A 14,867-nucleotide genomic window follows, 5' to 3' on the forward strand; every position below is an offset into this window, starting at 1 on the left:
CACTTTAGTGCTATCCCCTCCGGACCTATGAATTTTTTGCAATTGACTAATGATTACTTTTAAAACAAAAATATTTACCTAACGTTAACAGAAAAGGAAATTGACAATGCAATTTAAGTTAAACAAAAAACGTCTTAAGAACCTATCAGACATTAACACGCAGTTATCTCCTCAACATACTCCACGGATAAATGGTGGAACGGGTTCATGGCCAACTCCAGCAACCACATCGATTAGAGAAAGGACGTGTGGTTCTGATATAGCTTGCCAAACCTTGCCGGCGTTAATGTGTCAGCCAGACTATAGCCGAATTTGCTAACAGTACTTATAATCTAAAACTGCTCACCGACTTATCGAGTGTGCGGGATAAAGACAGCAGCGATAATGCTTCATCTGACGCGCGCTCGGCTCCCGTAGCAGTCTCTTGTGCAGTTTCACTGATTTCTGTCACACTTTGCGAAAGCTGCTGTGTAACCGTGTTTTGCTCCTCAGAAGCACTGGCAATTTGTAGATTCATATCTTTAATTGTGCTCACAGATGAAGAAATAGCTTGTAACACTTCATCCGTTTTCGCCGATTTGTCTGCTGTATCTTTAGCATCTTTAACGTTATCTCGCATCATGCCAACGGAGCGCTTCGCTTCATTTTGCAATTTAGAGATCATCTCTTGAATTTCGTCTGTACTCTTCTGGGTGCGACTCGCAAGGCTTCTCACCTCGTCAGCCACTACGGCAAAGCCTCGCCCTTGTTCGCCTGCTCTTGCGGCTTCAATCGCTGCGTTGAGCGCCAACAAATTAGTTTGCTCCGCGATACCCCTGATAACATCCAAAATAGAACCTACCGACTCTGTTTCTTGTTCAAGATTCTCAATGGTTTTGCTAACATTTTCTATTTTACCAACTAGACCTTCCATTGCTTGCTGTGTTGCAACAACAACTTGAACACCTGAATTAGATTGAGAATCCGCATCGGTCGCGGCATCCGCTGCGAGTTGAGCACTTTGGGTTATCTCAGCAATCGTAGCAGCCATTTCATTCATCGAAACAGCACTATGACTGAGTTGCTCCATTTGGTTATCTGCTCCTTGTTTAGACTGGGAGGTGATAGCACTAAGAGTTTCCGACGAGGAAGATAATGCATGCGTGGAGCTTTGAATTTCTGCAATGATGGCTTTTAGTTTGTCAGCCATATCACGCATTGCCAAATAAATACCGCTCACCGATTCCCCCCTGTCAAACTGTATTGTGAGGTCGCCACTGGCTATCCTTGATGCCACTTCTGCGATTTCTTTTGGCTCCCCACCAATAGGGGCTTTGATTAGTCGTGTGATATACCAACTTAAAAAGCAGCCTAACAAAATTACCACAACAGATACTGCAATAATAACTGTTACTGTCTTCCTACTCTCACTTTGAGCTATGGGACCTAATTCATCCTGTCTTTCCTTGATCGATTCTTTCACACGTGCCAAATGCTCTGCGATATTTTGACCATTAATATTTAGTACTTCGGTAATCAGTCGATTTCTCTCTGTGATAATATCTTGTACTTCTCTCACTCCATCTAAGTAGCGTTCTCCTGATTGTTCTATATCAAGCAGTAAATTTTTTGCATTTTCATTCATAAACCTAGACTTAGACTGAGTTAGAAACATCTTCTCTTGCTTTAGTTCATCCATGGCTCTGTTGTAGTCATTTAACTGGTTACTCACTAAGAATTTCGTTACGAAAAGTCTTCCTAGCAGCAGCTTTTCCTGCATATGTGTAGCAGCGGCAAGTCCTTCAAAGTCACTCATATCAATGCTAGATTCTATTAATTGCGAAATATTCTTGCGCATTTGAGGGCCTATTTTATCCAGCCCGTCATGAACCACAGTATTTCTACGACCATAAAGTGCCATAATCTCCCTAAAAGCAGTTTCATATGTAACCAAAGCTGTTTCACTTTTTTCAATAAGCTGCTTGCTTTCTTTTTGACTAAGGGCCTCCTTGGCTTCCGCTAGTTCATCATGTAAAAGCCTTACCTTCTGTTCAAATTGTTCAATATCGTCTTTTGATTGCTGCTTCAAATAATTCAGCACATTGATCCTAAGCGAGAGCAAATTCGCTTCTAATGTACTTGCTAGATTGCTAGCCCTTGCCAAAGAGCGATACTCAACAAAATTACTATAACCGCCATTCAATCCAACATAAGCGACGCTAGAGAGTGCAACCATAAGTACAATCATTACTCCAAATGAAGTAGATAATTGTTGGCTTAACCTTAACTTAGAAAGCATAAAAGCACCTGACATTGTATTTATAGATAAGCCTATCAGCATTCATAGATGCCAAAACTATTAGCTTGTATTTAATACAATAATCATTGTCGTGTTTTTTGATTTAGTAAAGAAATGTACCGATTAAAAATCGAACAAAGTAAAGTAACGACCTTTAATGCTCCATATTTATGATTGGCTTGTTGAATAAGGAGCGGCGTATTACGTCCAGCACTGCGATAAAACTATCTACTCTGGAACAAATAAGTATATAGAGGTAATAACCAACCATCTTCGTTGCGCTCAAACATACATCCATAAACGCAAAAGCCCCAGCAGATGCCGGGGCTTTATAAAAGTCTAATTTAGTTAAAAACTAAAATTAAGCTTTCTTAGGACGTTCAATCACGTCAACTAGCGTCCAAGATTTTTTCTTAGAGATTGGCGCACATTCGCGAATAGTCACGACGTCACCTGTGAGTAGCTGTGTTGTTTTCATCGTGTGCGTGCAACTTAGTTGTACGCTTGATGCTTTCTTTCTATAAAGAGTACCGTAGATCGGGTGGTTATACCAATTGCACTAAGTCTCCAATCAATTTGAAGGGTGAAATACCATATTAGCGTCGTTAAAAATTTCTCATTTAGAACAACTAAATAGCAAAATTTTTGCCTAGCTACTAAAGCTATTTCTCCGCTTCAAATTGCTCATTTACCTAATACAATTGGTGCTCGATAGCTGCTTATAAGAGCTATCCAGAAACGCAAAAGCCCCAGCTGATGCTGGGGCTTTATCAAAAGTCTAATTTAGTTAAAAACTAAAATTAAGCTTTCTTAGGACGTTCAATCACGTCAACTAGCGTCCAAGATTTTTTCTTAGAGATTGGCGCACATTCGCGAATAGTCACGACGTCACCTGCTAGTGCCGTGTTGTTTTCATCGTGTGCGTGCAACTTAGTTGTACGCTTGATGAACTTACCGTAGATCGGGTGTTTAACCTGACGCTCGATAGCAACAACGATTGATTTGTCCATTTTATCGCTTACTACACGACCTTGAAGAGTACGGATCTTATCGCTCATTATGCACCTGCCTTCTGGTTAATAACCGTTTTAACACGCGCAATGTTGCGACGTACTTTTCTCAGTTCGTGAGTTTGAGCTAGCTGACCAGTGCTCGCTTGCATGCGCAGATTAAACTGCTCACGAAGTAGCTCTAGAAGTTCAGCATTTAGCTCTTCTACGCTTTTGTCTTTTAATTCGCTAGCTTTCATTACATTACCGTCCGAGTTACGAAAGTTGTCTTGAATGGTAGTTTACGAGAAGCAAGGTTAAATGCTTCACGAGCAAGCTCTTCAGAAACACCTTCCATTTCGTAAAGAACTTTACCAGGCTGAATTTCAGCAACCCAGTATTCAACAGAACCTTTACCTTTACCCATACGAACTTCAAGCGGTTTTTCTGTAATTGGCTTATCTGGGAATACACGGATCCAGATTTTACCTTGACGCTTGACGTGACGTGTCATAGCACGACGAGCTGCTTCGATTTGACGAGCAGTCATACGGCCACGGCCAGTCGCTTTCAAGCCGAAAGAACCGAAGCTAACTTTGTTACCGCTGGTAGCCAGACCACGGTTGCGGCCTTTGTGTACCTTACGGAATTTTGTACGTTTTGGCTGTAACATTAGTCGCTACCTCTTACTTAGCACTTTTTTTAGCTTTCTTCGGCGCACGTTTAGCTGGCTTCTCTTGCTCTTGAACTAGTGGAAGACCACCAATTACTTCGCCTTTGAAGATCCAAACCTTAACACCAATGATACCGTAAGTGGTCAAAGCTTCTGAAGTTGCGTAGTCGATATCAGCACGTAGAGTGTGTAGAGGTACACGACCTTCACGGTACCACTCAGAACGTGCGATTTCAGCACCGCCTAGACGGCCGCTTACTTCAACTTTGATACCCTTAGCACCTAGACGCATTGCGTTCTGTACTGCGCGCTTCATAGCACGACGGAACATAACACGACGCTCTAGCTGAGAAGAAATACCGTCAGCAACTAATTGTGCATCTAGCTCTGGCTTGCGTACTTCTGCGATGTTGATTTGCGCAGGTACACCAGCAAGCTTAGTTACAGCTTGGCGAAGCTTTTCAACATCTTCACCTTTTTTACCGATAACAACACCAGGACGAGCTGTGTGAATTGTTACACGGATTGATTTAGCTGGACGCTCGATAACGATCTTAGCTACAGAAGCACTTTTCAATTCCTTAGTAAGGTATTGACGTACTTTGTGATCGCCAAAAAGCTGTTCAGAGAAATCTTTTGTATTCGCGTACCAAGTAGATACCCAAGGCTTTGAGATACCTAGGCGAATACCAGTAGGATGAACTTTTTGTCCCATTACTTATATCTCCTAGCTATCCGATACCACAACAGTGATGTGGCTTGTACGCTTAAGGATGCGGTCTGCGCGTCCTTTAGCACGTGGCATAATACGTTTCATTGTAGGACCTTCGTCTACAAATACTTTAGCCACTTTAAGCTCATCAATGTCAGCACCTTCGTTGTGCTCCGCGTTCGCGATAGCAGACTCAAGTACTTTCTTAACTAATACAGCCGCTTTCTTCGGGCTGTACGCCAGGATTTCTAGCGCGCGATCAACCGGAAGTCCACGGATCTGATCTGCCACTAGACGTGCTTTCTGCGCCGAACCAGAGGCGAATTTGTGTTTAGCTAATGCTTCCATCATACCCTCCGATTAACGCTTCTTAGCTTTCTTATCCGCAGCGTGACCGCGGTAAGTACGTGTAGGTGCAAATTCACCCAGTTTGTGACCGATCATTTCGTCTGTGATGAACACAGGAACGTGCTGACGACCATTATGGACAGCGATGGTCAATCCGATCATGTTAGGTATGATCATTGAACGACGGCTCCAAGTTTTAATTGGCTTCTTGTCACCGCTTTCCAACGCTTTCTCTACCTTCTTCAGCAAGTGTAGGTCAATAAATGGACCTTTCTTGAGAGAACGTGGCATGGCAATTCCTCAACTATTATTTAGTACGACGACGTACGATAAACTTATCAGTACGCTTGTTCTTACGAGTCTTGTAACCTTTAGTAGGTACGCCCCATGGAGATACAGGGTGACGACCACCAGAAGTACGACCTTCACCACCACCGTGTGGGTGGTCAATCGGGTTCATGGCAACACCACGAACTGTAGGACGGATACCACGCCAACGATTTGCACCAGCTTTACCTAGTGAACGTAGCATGTGTTCTGCGTTACCTACTTCGCCAAGAGTCGCACGACAATCAGACTCAACCTTACGAACTTCGCCAGAGCGAAGACGTAGTGTTACGTATTGACCTTCACGAGCAAGGATCTGTACGTAAGCACCAGCAGAACGTGCAATTTGTGCACCTTTGCCAGGTTTAAGTTCAACGTTGTGTACAGTAGAACCTACAGGGATATTACGCATAGGTAGTGTGTTACCAACCTTGATTGGTGCATCAACACCAGATTGGATTGCATCACCTGCTTTAAGACCCTTAGGTGCAATAATGTAACGACGCTCACCGTCTGCATATAATACAAGAGCGATGTTTGCGCTACGGTTTGGATCGTACTCTAGACGCTCAACTTTAGCTGGAATGCCATCTTTTGTGCGTGTAAAGTCGATTACACGGTAGTGCTGCTTATGACCACCACCGATGTGACGAACCGTGATACGACCGTTGTTGTTACGACCACCTGATTTAGAGTTTTTCTCTAATAGCGGAGCGTAAGGCTTACCCTTGTGTAGATCAGGGTTAACCACTTTAACGACGTGACGACGACCCGCAGAAGTTGGTTTACACTTTTGAAGTGCCATAATTCTAACTCCCCTTATTACTCGGCGCCGCCGACAAAGTCTAGCTCGCTACCTTCTTTAAGAGTAACGTATGCTTTTTTCCAATCGCTACGACGGCCAAAACGCATACCAGTACGCTTTGTCTTACCCTTAACATTTAGAGTGCGAACACCAGTTACTTCTACTTCGAAAAGCTTTTCAATAGCAGCTTTGATTTCTGCTTTGTTTGCATCTTTAGCTACTTTGAAAACGATAGTGTTGTTTTCTTCAGCAGATACAGTGCTCTTCTCAGAGATGTGTGGAGCAAGGATTACTTTTAAAAGACGTTCTTCACGGATCATGCTAGCGCCTCCTCAAGTTGCTTAACAGCAGCAGCAGTAATCAGAACCTTATCGAAAGCGATTAGGCTTACTGGGTCGATGCCAGCTACGTCACGCGTGTCAACCTTGTACAGGTTACGTGCAGAAAGGAATAGATTCTCATCTACTTCTTCAGTCACGATTAGTACGTCTTTAAGCTCAAGTTCTTTAAGCTTAGCTACTAGTTCTTTAGTCTTTGGTGCTTCTAGACCAAAGTTTTCAACAACTACTAGACGATCTTGACGAACAAGCTCAGAAAGAATGCTCTTGATCGCACCGCGATACATTTTACGGTTAACTTTTTGGCTGTGATCTTGCGGCTTAGCTGCAAAGCTCACACCACCGCTGCGCCAGATTGGGCTGCGGATTGTACCAGCACGTGCACGGCCAGTACCTTTTTGGCGGAATGGTTTCTTACCACCACCGCGTACTTCAGAACGTGTCAGTTGAGCTTTAGTACCTTGACGAGCACCTGCTGCATAAGCAACAACTACTTGGTGTACTAATGCTTCGTTAAACTCACGTCCAAAAGTAGCTTCGGAAACTTCAAGCGCGCCAGCGCCTTTAATTGCTAATTCCATCACTAAATCTCCAGGACTTATGCTTTAACAGCTGGTTTAACGATAACGTCACCGCCGATAGCGCCAGGTACTGCACCTTTAACTAAAAGCAAGTTACGCTCTGCGTCAACACGTACTAGTTCAAGGTTCTGTGTCGTTGAACGAACATTACCCATTTGACCGGCCATTTTCTTACCTTTGAAAACTTTACCAGGAGACTGGTTTTGACCGATTGAACCAGGAGCACGGTGAGATAGAGAGTTACCGTGAGTTGCGTCTTGCATGCTGAAGTTCCAGCGCTTAACACCACCTTGGAAACCTTTACCTTTTGAAGTACCAGTAACGTCTACTTTTTTCACTTCTGTGAAAAGTTCAACAGTTAGCTCTGAACCTACTTCAAATTCACCTTCACCGCCGTTAAGACGGAATTCCCACAGGCCGCGACCCGCTTCAACGCCAGCTTTAGCGAAGTGACCCGCTGCTGGTTTGTTTACACGGCTTGCTTTTTTCTCGCCTGCAGTAACTTGAAGCGCGTTATAACCGTCAGTTGCGTCAGATTTGATCTGCGTAACACGGTTAGGAGTCGCTTCGATAACTGTCACAGGGATAGATACACCATCTTCAGTGAAGATACGTGTCATACCCACTTTACGACCGACTAGACCTAATGCCATTTTCCTAAAACCTCTCTAATCTTCCGATTAACCCAGGCTGATTTGAACATCAACACCAGCAGCAAGGTCTAGGCGCATTAGAGCGTCTACAGTCTTGTCAGTTGGTTCTACGATGTCGATCAGACGTTTGTGGGTGCGGATTTCATACTGATCACGCGCGTCTTTGTTTACGTGCGGAGAGATCAATACTGTGAAACGTTCTTTGCGCGTAGGTAGTGGGATTGGACCACGAACCTGTGCACCAGTGCGCTTCGCTGTTTCCACGATTTCCGCCGTTGATTGGTCAATCAAACGGTGGTCAAAAGCTTTTAGGCGAATACGAATGCGTTGATTTGACATTCTTAAACCTCAAAATAAAAAGAGCATTTAAAAAGAGCATAAAAAAACGACCGAGACTAACTCAATTATTCCTGAGAAGTCGGTTGTTAATTTATTTCTACCGTTGAACTCACAATTGGAGTTCCTGTTCATAGGGCCTGAAATCCAGACCTTTCATTTACTTTCCTAGACACTATGGTCAAGAAAGTCTGCATATTATAGTGATATTGGTGATAAATGCAACAACTAATACAAAGTAATTTTATCGCTCGGATCCGTAGGCGCTGTCGCGCAGATAAAGCGCATTGAACATACACAATATTTCACTCACAAAAAGCACTTAGAGCAAAATTCACTCTACTCAAGCATTTGCTTCTGTTAATCTTCCATAGATATATTGCGGCAGGAAAACATGGATGACACCTTTGAAAATGGTCAGTCCAGTTAAATCTTGGTATTCTATGGTTAATGATAATTGTTCGGTATTCCCATGCAGATTTTTTCTTATTTGCTAACAACCATCGCTCGCTGTAGCAACTGGCTTTTTGTTAAAAGTAAAGTATTGCCAGAGCATCCCATTGAGGATTACGAGCTAGATCCCAGCATTCCCACATTTTATGTAGCGAGACTCGACTCGGTATCAGACATGGTCGCGCTAGACGTTATGTGTAAAAAGCTTGGTTTACCAAGGCCGTCTCAAAAAGCGCGAATTGGCAATAAAGAGCTCAATCGTTTTGTTGGGATCCAGACTCCGCCAAGTGTCTTTGGTAATAGTCATAAACCAAGTGATGCGCTTGAACATAGCAAAGCGATTTTTGAAGCCTTAAAAGATAACGACAATACCGATGCGCAAGTTATTCCAGTCACTATATTGTGGGGTCGTAATCCAGGTAAAGAAAAGCCTGGTGTGGGAACCTTATTATCCAACTCATTAACACCGAGCTGGCTACGCAAATGCTTTGTGATCTTGTTTTCAGGCAGGGATAACTTTGTTCGATTTTCCCGCCCGATTGAACTCAACCAATTGTTAAACGATAAAGCAGACGTTGAGGAGCTGCCACATAAGCTGCTGCGCGTTGCACGCGTGCACTTCCGTCGTCAAAAGTTGGCTGCTACCGGCCCCAAATTACCATCACGTGAGCAGCTATTTAATTCTATCTTAGCGTCGCAAAGCATTAAAAAGGCCATTGCAGAAGAAGCAAAGTCAAAAGGTCTAAGTCAGGAAGAAGCGAGATTACAAGCACTTAGATTATTAGACGAAATAGCCGCAAACTATTCAGACGCCATGGTGCGCGTAGCTGACAGGGCCCTCACTTGGCTGTGGAACAAGCTTTATAATGGTATTGAAGTTAATAACTCAGACAAAGTACAAGCACTTGCGGACAAAGGACACGAGATCATTTACGTGCCATGTCATCGTAGCCATATGGATTACTTGCTTCTAACTTATGTGATTTACCATCAGGGTTTAGTACCACCGCATATCGCAGCTGGCGTTAATCTCAACTTTTTCCCTGCGGGCCCGATTTTCCGTCGTAGTGGTGCCTTCTTTATTCGCCGCTCTTTTTCGGGCAACAAACTCTATTCCGCGGTATTCAAGGAATATTTAAGTCAGTTATTTATCAAAGGGTATTCCGTTAAGTTTTATACCGAAGGCGGCCGCAGTCGTACAGGTCGTCTACTACCACCAAAAACGGGGATGCTGGCAATGACACTGCAATCTATGCTTCGCGGCATTGATAGACCTATATCATTAGTGCCCGTTTATCTCGGCTACGAACATGTTATGGAGATCAACACCTACCTCAAAGAGCTGGCTGGCAACAGTAAGAAAAATGAGTCTATCTTTGGTATTTTTAAGGCGATTAAGAACCTTAAAAACTATGGTAGAGGGTATTTAAATTTTGGCGATCCGATATCAGTCAACCAATTTTTAAATGAACATCAACCAGATTGGCGTGATTCTATCCACCCCACCGAAACTCAAAAGCCAGCTTGGCTGAACAAGCAAGTTGCCGATCTCGCTGATGTCATCATGACTGAGATAAATAACTCAGCAGCACTGAACTCAGTTAATTTGCTTGCGACAATTTTGCTGAGTAACGAGCAATTTGCATTGCCTAAATCACAACTGCTACAACAGCTCGATTTGTATCTTGGACTACACAGACATGCACCTTATCACGACAATGCGACGGTGCCAGATTCGAGTCCTGAGGGCCTACTCGATCATGCGCTTAAGCTTGATAAGTTCGATATTATTGAAGACAGTTTTGGCAGCATCATTAGTGTTAAGGAAAAAGAACGCGCTCTGCTTAATTATTACCGTAACAATATTCTGCACCTGTTTGCCGTACCAAGCTTAATCGCTCAGCAGCTCTTCAATCGCTACAGCTTGACTGTTGATGAGTGCCGCAAAGAGGTAGCGCTGTTGTATCCCTTGTTTGCAAAAGAGTGGTTCTTAACAGACCTTAAGACAGGATATATAGAGTCCATTTTTGAATACTTTGCGGCTAAGGATCTGATCACCTTTGATGGTCACCTTGCCTCAGTTAACAAAGATGGTAGCGCATTGGCACAATTAGAAATGCTAGGTAAAGTGATCCACTTAACGCTTGAACGCTATGCAATCACGATTAACCTCGTTAAGCGTCATCAAGGATTAAGTCGTAGCGAGCTTGAAAAAGAAAGTGCACTTCTTGCCGACCGACTAGGAACTTTACACGGTATCAAAAGCCCAGAGTTTTTTGATAAAAAAGTGCTCAGTGCGTTTGTTACTAGTCTAAAAGAGCAAGGCTTTATAGAACAAGATGAAGCCGTGGGCATTCGCGGCACAGAATCACTACATACTTTAGAGCAGTACTTAAAAACCCTGCTACCTGCTCGAATACATCAGTCTATTCAGCATATCGTCTAATATCATAAGGCCCCAATTTAGGGGCCTACTTTATGGTGCATAGCAAAGCTTAAGTTAGACGATTATCTACTACTTGCTTTATAACAACAGCAATAACACATAGTGCCGCCGCTATATCTACAGAGATCATTTGATGCGGCCAAACTAAAGCGATACCTAAAAGCGCTAGCACCATCCTAATTGGCTTATTGAGCTTCGCCTCTGCATAACCGTATATCGCTGCTACCAAAGCGTACATCCCTATAAGCGCGGTGAAAAAAACCTGCATGATCTCAAAGTTACTCCCTCCAATAAACGGCGTATAAGCAAACAGTAAAGGAACGATGTATAATGCTTTGGCCGTTTTCCATGCTTCTATACCTGTTGCCATCGGCGGTGTTTTGGCAATTCCCGCAGCGGTAAAAGCGACCAAACATACTGGCGGTGTCACATTGCTATCTTGCGATAACCAAAAAATAATCATATGGGCAGAGAGTAACATCATGGCTAAATGCGTGGTATCAAATTGGCTACTGCGAATAATATCAATAGCCTCTGGCGGCAAGCTTGCCAAAATAGTAAACACTTGAGCCGTGGTAATATTTGGCTGGTTGTATATCTCACCTAGTGCTGGCGCCATCATACTCATCATCATCGTCGCAGTGTCATTGAGTTGACCATTTACTATGATCTCTACCAGTGCAGACTGGCTGATCAAGCCATACAAAGCCGGTGCAGAAAGCGTTGCCAACACAATATATGATGCCGTCACGGGCAGTCCCATACCGATAATTAACGAGGCCAGTGCAATCAATACCAACAACAGTATCAAGCTTGCTCCCGCCCATTCATTTATCATTAGAGAAAAAGTAACCCCTAATGAGCTGATCGAAATACAATTAACCAGCATGCCAATGGCCACCAATAATATTGCTGTCTTGGCGCTGTTTTCAGTTGCATTTGCAAGCGCAGCCAAAATCTTTGACCACCTCATCGGCGCAGGTGAAAACAAAGAAAACAGACACACACTGAGCGTCGCAATGCTGACTGCATAAGTTGGCGTAAAGCCATAAATCATCAATGTTACGAGCAACACGATAGGTAATAAATGATGCCAACCGGACTTCAGCTCTTGCCAAGCACTCAATTGCCCTGACTCTAATGCTGGCTGGATATTCAAACGTGTAGCTTGAATACGTACAAAGATGGCGATAGATGCGAAATAAAGCAGTGCGGGAACAAAGGCCGCCGCAATTATCGTAAGATAAGGAATTTGAGTATAGGAGGCCATCACAAATACACCAGCCCCCATAATCGGCGGGATCAGCTGACCTCCCGTCGATGCTCCCGCTTCAACTGCTGCCGCAAACTTTGCAGGAAAGCCAGCTTTCTTCATTAATGGAATGGTGATCACCCCAGTCGCCGCTGTATTCGCGATAGCAGAGCCCGATACGGAGCCCATCATACCCGAGCTCACGACAGCAACAAGCCCTTGTCCGCCAACCATGCGACCAACAAGCGCATTGGCAAAGCGAATGATAAAATCCCCAGTTCCTGCTTGGACTAGAAATGCGCCAAACAAGATAAACATAAAAACAAACGTCCAAGAGATTTTAGCAATAGGTCCAAACAAGCCGTCATCAAAGTAATTGCGAAACAAAATAGTTTCTGCACTTAAACCAGCGAAATGAAACACGCCATCAATATACTGTCCCAAAAACAGTACATAACTCATCGCCAGTAGGATCATCATCGGGATAAACCAGCCCATACAGCGCCGGACCAACTCAAGCGCGAGGAGTACAGCGGTGAAAGAAGCTATCCAGTCAGCCGTAGCAAATTCATAATTACGCGCAGCCAGCGCATCACTGTACAGAACAAGATAGCCACAGCTCACGATTAAACCGATAAACAGCCCGATATCAATAACGCTAGAAAGCACTGCTAATTTACCAACTCTAAGTGGCAAGGTGAGCAAGATAATGCTACCAAATAGCATGAAATGAATGGCTGAAATATAGTTATCCGGCCAAGTGGCGACCAAGTTAAAATAGAGGTGCAACAGACTCGTGAGTATCGCTAAATAAAAAGCGATCCGCTCACGATCTGCTGTTGGTGCTGCTAATGTGCTTTGCTCATTGCTACTATTACTCATTGATAGATACTATCCCGTTTTACTTAGTTGGCGGCGTTACTGCAGATGAGCAGGTACGGCAATACCTATTTCTTTATAATACTTCAGCGCGCCGGGATGTAGCTTAGCAGGCAGTCCCATGAGTGCCTTTTCTATCGCCATGGCTTTAGTCGCTTTATGGATGGTTTGAAGAAAGACTAAATTTTCATAAATTGCCTTGGTGAGTAGATATACATCTTCCTCACTCATGTCTTTATGTGCAGCAAGAAAGTTTGGCTGCGCAATCGTTTTGATTGCGTTAGTTTGGCCGGGGTAAGTGTTAGCTGGGATCTCGAAGCGTGACCATAGTTCTACCTCAGCGTTGACTTTATTTAGCTGCTCATCAGTAAAATCCAGCACCGTGATACCATTGGCATCGGCTGCATAAGCACTTGTAATAGCGCTGACAGGCACTCCTGCTGGAATATTCATTCCCGCAATCTGACCATTTTGTAGAGCGCTAGAAGAGCCCGCGTAACCTTTATGCACCAAAGTGAATTTGTCACTATCAACGCCCAGTGCAGCCATGATGTGCTTCCCAGAACCTTCCGTTCCAGAATTACGCTTACCAATACCAAACCCTTGTGAATATAGGTTTTTCAAATCTGAGACGTTGCCCGTTTTGGCATACTTCTTAGCAATGACAAAGTGCTCTACGTTTTGCCACAGCATAGTCACAGAACGCAAATAATCTTGTTTGCCAACGGGTGCCATTGCCCCCGTCCCCTGCGTCGCCCACGCACCGTAAAGACCCTGTAGAATAGCCAGTTCAGCTTCTTTATTGCGCATGAGTTTAAGGTTATCACCAGAACCAGCAGAGGTAATGGCCGAGACACTCATGCCATGCTGCGGTGTGACTTTTAGCTTAGTTAGTGTCGCAATCGCGACACCTACTGGATAAAAAGTGCCGCCAGATGAGGCTGTTGCCAAAATATAGGATCTGTCTTTATCTACATTAGCAAAACTTGCAAAAGTACATAGCGACATTGTAATGCTGAGCACAGCGGAAATTGTTCGAGCCGAAAGACCTAACATCTTTACACTCCCTAATTTTAGGTTTTATATGGGCTTATTGTGCACACCTTTACGCAATTAACCAAATTTTTACGTGACTGGTGGCAGGATATCAGCATATAGAATAGGGAGATTAAATGGTGAGAATATGGATTTTAAGCTATCGAAAGCAAATATAAGAACATTATCGAGTTGTTCGTTATAAACATCACAATGACAGAAATGATGCTTTTATAGGCGAATGACCCTGTTCGCAGGTCGCGATCTAAAATCGCTGCTACGAGGTATTAAGAAATCTGTATTTCTTATTTGAGAATGACCCTTTTCACAGGTCGCGATATAAAATCGCTGCTACTAGGTGTTAAAAAGTCTGTACGCCTTATTGGAGGATGACCCTTTCATTGATCGCGATATAAAATCGCATCTACAAGGCATTAAAAAAGGCCGTACTCTTTATCAGAGAACGACCTTTTTTGCTGGTCGCGATATAAAATCGCTGCTACGAAGATTACTCTTCGATTGTTGCTACAACACCAGCGCCTACTGTACGGCCACCTTCACGGATAGCGAAACGTAGACCTTCGTCCATCGCGATTGGTACGATTAGCTCAACAGTCATCTTGATGTTGTCGCCTGGCATTACCATTTCTACGCCGTCTGGTAGCTGGATGTCACCAGTTACGTCTGTTGTACGGAAGTAGAACTGTGGACGGTAACCTTTGAAGAAAGGAGTGTGACGACCACCTTCATCTTTCGAAAGTA

Annotated in this window: 16 protein-coding genes and 2 pseudogenes; 2 read left to right on the forward strand and 16 right to left on the reverse strand. The window is 43.7% G+C overall.

Annotated features, from left to right (window positions below; genetic code table 11):
* The first annotated feature begins 106 nt into the window (after positions 1-106).
* The gene (locus L1271_RS19585) at positions 107-319 is read left to right on the forward strand and encodes a hypothetical protein (protein WP_158299091.1); all 213 of its coding nucleotides are present in this window, start codon (positions 107-109) and stop codon (positions 317-319) included.
* A 6-nt stretch (positions 320-325) separates the two neighbouring features.
* On the opposite strand, the gene L1271_RS19590 is transcribed toward L1271_RS19585, so the two are convergent.
* From L1271_RS19590 to rpsJ, 13 genes and pseudogenes are all read right to left on the reverse strand, one after another.
* Complete coding sequence (locus L1271_RS19590; protein ID WP_235368598.1) at positions 326-2,278, reverse strand: methyl-accepting chemotaxis protein; 1,953 nt, start codon at positions 2,276-2,278, stop codon at positions 326-328.
* A 361-nt stretch (positions 2,279-2,639) separates the two neighbouring features.
* Positions 2,640-2,787: pseudogene (locus L1271_RS19595) on the reverse strand (small ribosomal subunit protein uS17); the annotation flags it as partial.
* A gap of 291 nt (positions 2,788-3,078) precedes the next feature.
* On the reverse strand, positions 3,079-3,336 hold the full coding sequence (gene rpsQ, locus L1271_RS19600; protein ID WP_023398452.1) for a 30S ribosomal protein S17: 258 nt from the start codon (positions 3,334-3,336) through the stop codon (positions 3,079-3,081).
* Positions 3,336-3,527: a 50S ribosomal protein L29 gene (gene rpmC / locus L1271_RS19605; protein WP_058031280.1), complete on the reverse strand. Its 192-nt coding sequence runs from the start codon at positions 3,525-3,527 to the stop codon at positions 3,336-3,338. The genes rpsQ and rpmC overlap by 1 nt, the downstream gene beginning before the upstream one ends.
* Positions 3,527-3,940: a 50S ribosomal protein L16 gene (gene rplP, locus L1271_RS19610; protein WP_095728988.1), complete on the reverse strand. Its 414-nt coding sequence runs from the start codon at positions 3,938-3,940 to the stop codon at positions 3,527-3,529. Before rplP ends, rpmC begins: the two co-directional genes overlap by 1 nt.
* A 13-nt stretch (positions 3,941-3,953) precedes the next feature.
* Positions 3,954-4,655, reverse strand: coding sequence for a 30S ribosomal protein S3 (rpsC, locus tag L1271_RS19615; RefSeq protein ID WP_010376374.1), 702 nt, complete (start codon positions 4,653-4,655; stop codon positions 3,954-3,956).
* 12 nt (positions 4,656-4,667) lie between these two features.
* The gene (gene rplV / locus L1271_RS19620; RefSeq protein ID WP_010376375.1) at positions 4,668-5,000 is read right to left on the reverse strand and encodes a 50S ribosomal protein L22; all 333 of its coding nucleotides are present in this window, start codon (positions 4,998-5,000) and stop codon (positions 4,668-4,670) included.
* 12 nt (positions 5,001-5,012) lie between these two features.
* Positions 5,013-5,291, reverse strand: coding sequence for a 30S ribosomal protein S19 (gene rpsS, locus L1271_RS19625; protein WP_010376377.1), 279 nt, complete (start codon positions 5,289-5,291; stop codon positions 5,013-5,015).
* Between the two features lie 16 nt (positions 5,292-5,307).
* Positions 5,308-6,132, reverse strand: coding sequence for a 50S ribosomal protein L2 (rplB, locus tag L1271_RS19630; RefSeq protein ID WP_010607737.1), 825 nt, complete (start codon positions 6,130-6,132; stop codon positions 5,308-5,310).
* A 17-nt stretch (positions 6,133-6,149) separates the two neighbouring features.
* Complete coding sequence (rplW, locus tag L1271_RS19635) at positions 6,150-6,452, reverse strand: 50S ribosomal protein L23 (RefSeq protein ID WP_095728987.1); 303 nt, start codon at positions 6,450-6,452, stop codon at positions 6,150-6,152.
* Positions 6,449-7,051, reverse strand: a complete 603-nt coding sequence (gene rplD, locus L1271_RS19640) for a 50S ribosomal protein L4 (protein ID WP_088529602.1) — start codon at positions 7,049-7,051, stop codon at positions 6,449-6,451. Before rplD ends, rplW begins: the two co-directional genes overlap by 4 nt.
* Before the next feature lie 17 nt (positions 7,052-7,068).
* Positions 7,069-7,704, reverse strand: coding sequence for a 50S ribosomal protein L3 (gene rplC, locus L1271_RS19645; RefSeq protein ID WP_010376387.1), 636 nt, complete (start codon positions 7,702-7,704; stop codon positions 7,069-7,071).
* A 27-nt stretch (positions 7,705-7,731) separates the two neighbouring features.
* Positions 7,732-8,043 (reverse strand): 30S ribosomal protein S10, encoded by a 312-nt coding sequence (gene rpsJ / locus L1271_RS19650; protein ID WP_010376390.1) that lies wholly within the window; start codon positions 8,041-8,043, stop codon positions 7,732-7,734.
* Positions 8,044-8,512: 469 nt separating this feature from the next.
* On the opposite strand from rpsJ, the gene plsB reads away from it, so the two are divergent.
* On the forward strand, positions 8,513-10,939 hold the full coding sequence (plsB, locus tag L1271_RS19655; protein WP_235368599.1) for a glycerol-3-phosphate 1-O-acyltransferase PlsB: 2,427 nt from the start codon (positions 8,513-8,515) through the stop codon (positions 10,937-10,939).
* Positions 10,940-10,988: 49 nt separating this feature from the next.
* Here the strand turns inward: plsB and L1271_RS19660 are convergent, their stop codons facing one another.
* The 3 genes and pseudogenes from L1271_RS19660 to tuf all read right to left on the reverse strand — a co-directional run.
* The gene (locus L1271_RS19660) at positions 10,989-13,073 is read right to left on the reverse strand and encodes a TRAP transporter permease (RefSeq protein WP_235368600.1); all 2,085 of its coding nucleotides are present in this window, start codon (positions 13,071-13,073) and stop codon (positions 10,989-10,991) included.
* Positions 13,074-13,109: 36 nt separating this feature from the next.
* Entirely contained in the window at positions 13,110-14,126 is a 1,017-nt protein-coding gene (locus L1271_RS19665) for a TAXI family TRAP transporter solute-binding subunit (RefSeq protein WP_130163328.1), read from the reverse strand.
* 487 nt (positions 14,127-14,613) lie between these two features.
* Positions 14,614-14,867 (reverse strand): annotated as a pseudogene (tuf, locus tag L1271_RS19670) (elongation factor Tu); the annotation flags it as partial.

Source organism: Pseudoalteromonas sp. OF5H-5 (assembly GCF_021530695.1).
In the GTDB taxonomy this organism is placed as follows: domain Bacteria; phylum Pseudomonadota; class Gammaproteobacteria; order Enterobacterales; family Alteromonadaceae; genus Pseudoalteromonas.

What these genes read in the sequence shown, in the direction of transcription:
- L1271_RS19585 (WP_158299091.1), top strand. Translation starts at nt 107, where the DNA reads ATGCAATTTAAGTTAAACAAAAAACGTCTTAAGAACCTATCAGACATT.
- L1271_RS19590 (WP_235368598.1), bottom strand. Translation starts at nt 2,278, where the DNA reads ATGCTTTCTAAGTTAAGGTTAAGCCAACAATTATCTACTTCATTTGGA.
- rpsQ (WP_023398452.1), bottom strand. Translation starts at nt 3,336, where the DNA reads ATGAGCGATAAGATCCGTACTCTTCAAGGTCGTGTAGTAAGCGATAAA.
- rpmC (WP_058031280.1), bottom strand. Translation starts at nt 3,527, where the DNA reads ATGAAAGCTAGCGAATTAAAAGACAAAAGCGTAGAAGAGCTAAATGCT.
- rplP (WP_095728988.1), bottom strand. Translation starts at nt 3,940, where the DNA reads ATGTTACAGCCAAAACGTACAAAATTCCGTAAGGTACACAAAGGCCGC.
- rpsC (WP_010376374.1), bottom strand. Translation starts at nt 4,655, where the DNA reads ATGGGACAAAAAGTTCATCCTACTGGTATTCGCCTAGGTATCTCAAAG.
- rplV (WP_010376375.1), bottom strand. Translation starts at nt 5,000, where the DNA reads ATGGAAGCATTAGCTAAACACAAATTCGCCTCTGGTTCGGCGCAGAAA.
- rpsS (WP_010376377.1), bottom strand. Translation starts at nt 5,291, where the DNA reads ATGCCACGTTCTCTCAAGAAAGGTCCATTTATTGACCTACACTTGCTG.
- rplB (WP_010607737.1), bottom strand. Translation starts at nt 6,132, where the DNA reads ATGGCACTTCAAAAGTGTAAACCAACTTCTGCGGGTCGTCGTCACGTC.
- rplW (WP_095728987.1), bottom strand. Translation starts at nt 6,452, where the DNA reads ATGATCCGTGAAGAACGTCTTTTAAAAGTAATCCTTGCTCCACACATC.
- rplD (WP_088529602.1), bottom strand. Translation starts at nt 7,051, where the DNA reads ATGGAATTAGCAATTAAAGGCGCTGGCGCGCTTGAAGTTTCCGAAGCT.
- rplC (WP_010376387.1), bottom strand. Translation starts at nt 7,704, where the DNA reads ATGGCATTAGGTCTAGTCGGTCGTAAAGTGGGTATGACACGTATCTTC.
- rpsJ (WP_010376390.1), bottom strand. Translation starts at nt 8,043, where the DNA reads ATGTCAAATCAACGCATTCGTATTCGCCTAAAAGCTTTTGACCACCGT.
- plsB (WP_235368599.1), top strand. Translation starts at nt 8,513, where the DNA reads ATGCAGATTTTTTCTTATTTGCTAACAACCATCGCTCGCTGTAGCAAC.
- L1271_RS19660 (WP_235368600.1), bottom strand. Translation starts at nt 13,073, where the DNA reads ATGAGTAATAGTAGCAATGAGCAAAGCACATTAGCAGCACCAACAGCA.
- L1271_RS19665 (WP_130163328.1), bottom strand. Translation starts at nt 14,126, where the DNA reads ATGTTAGGTCTTTCGGCTCGAACAATTTCCGCTGTGCTCAGCATTACA.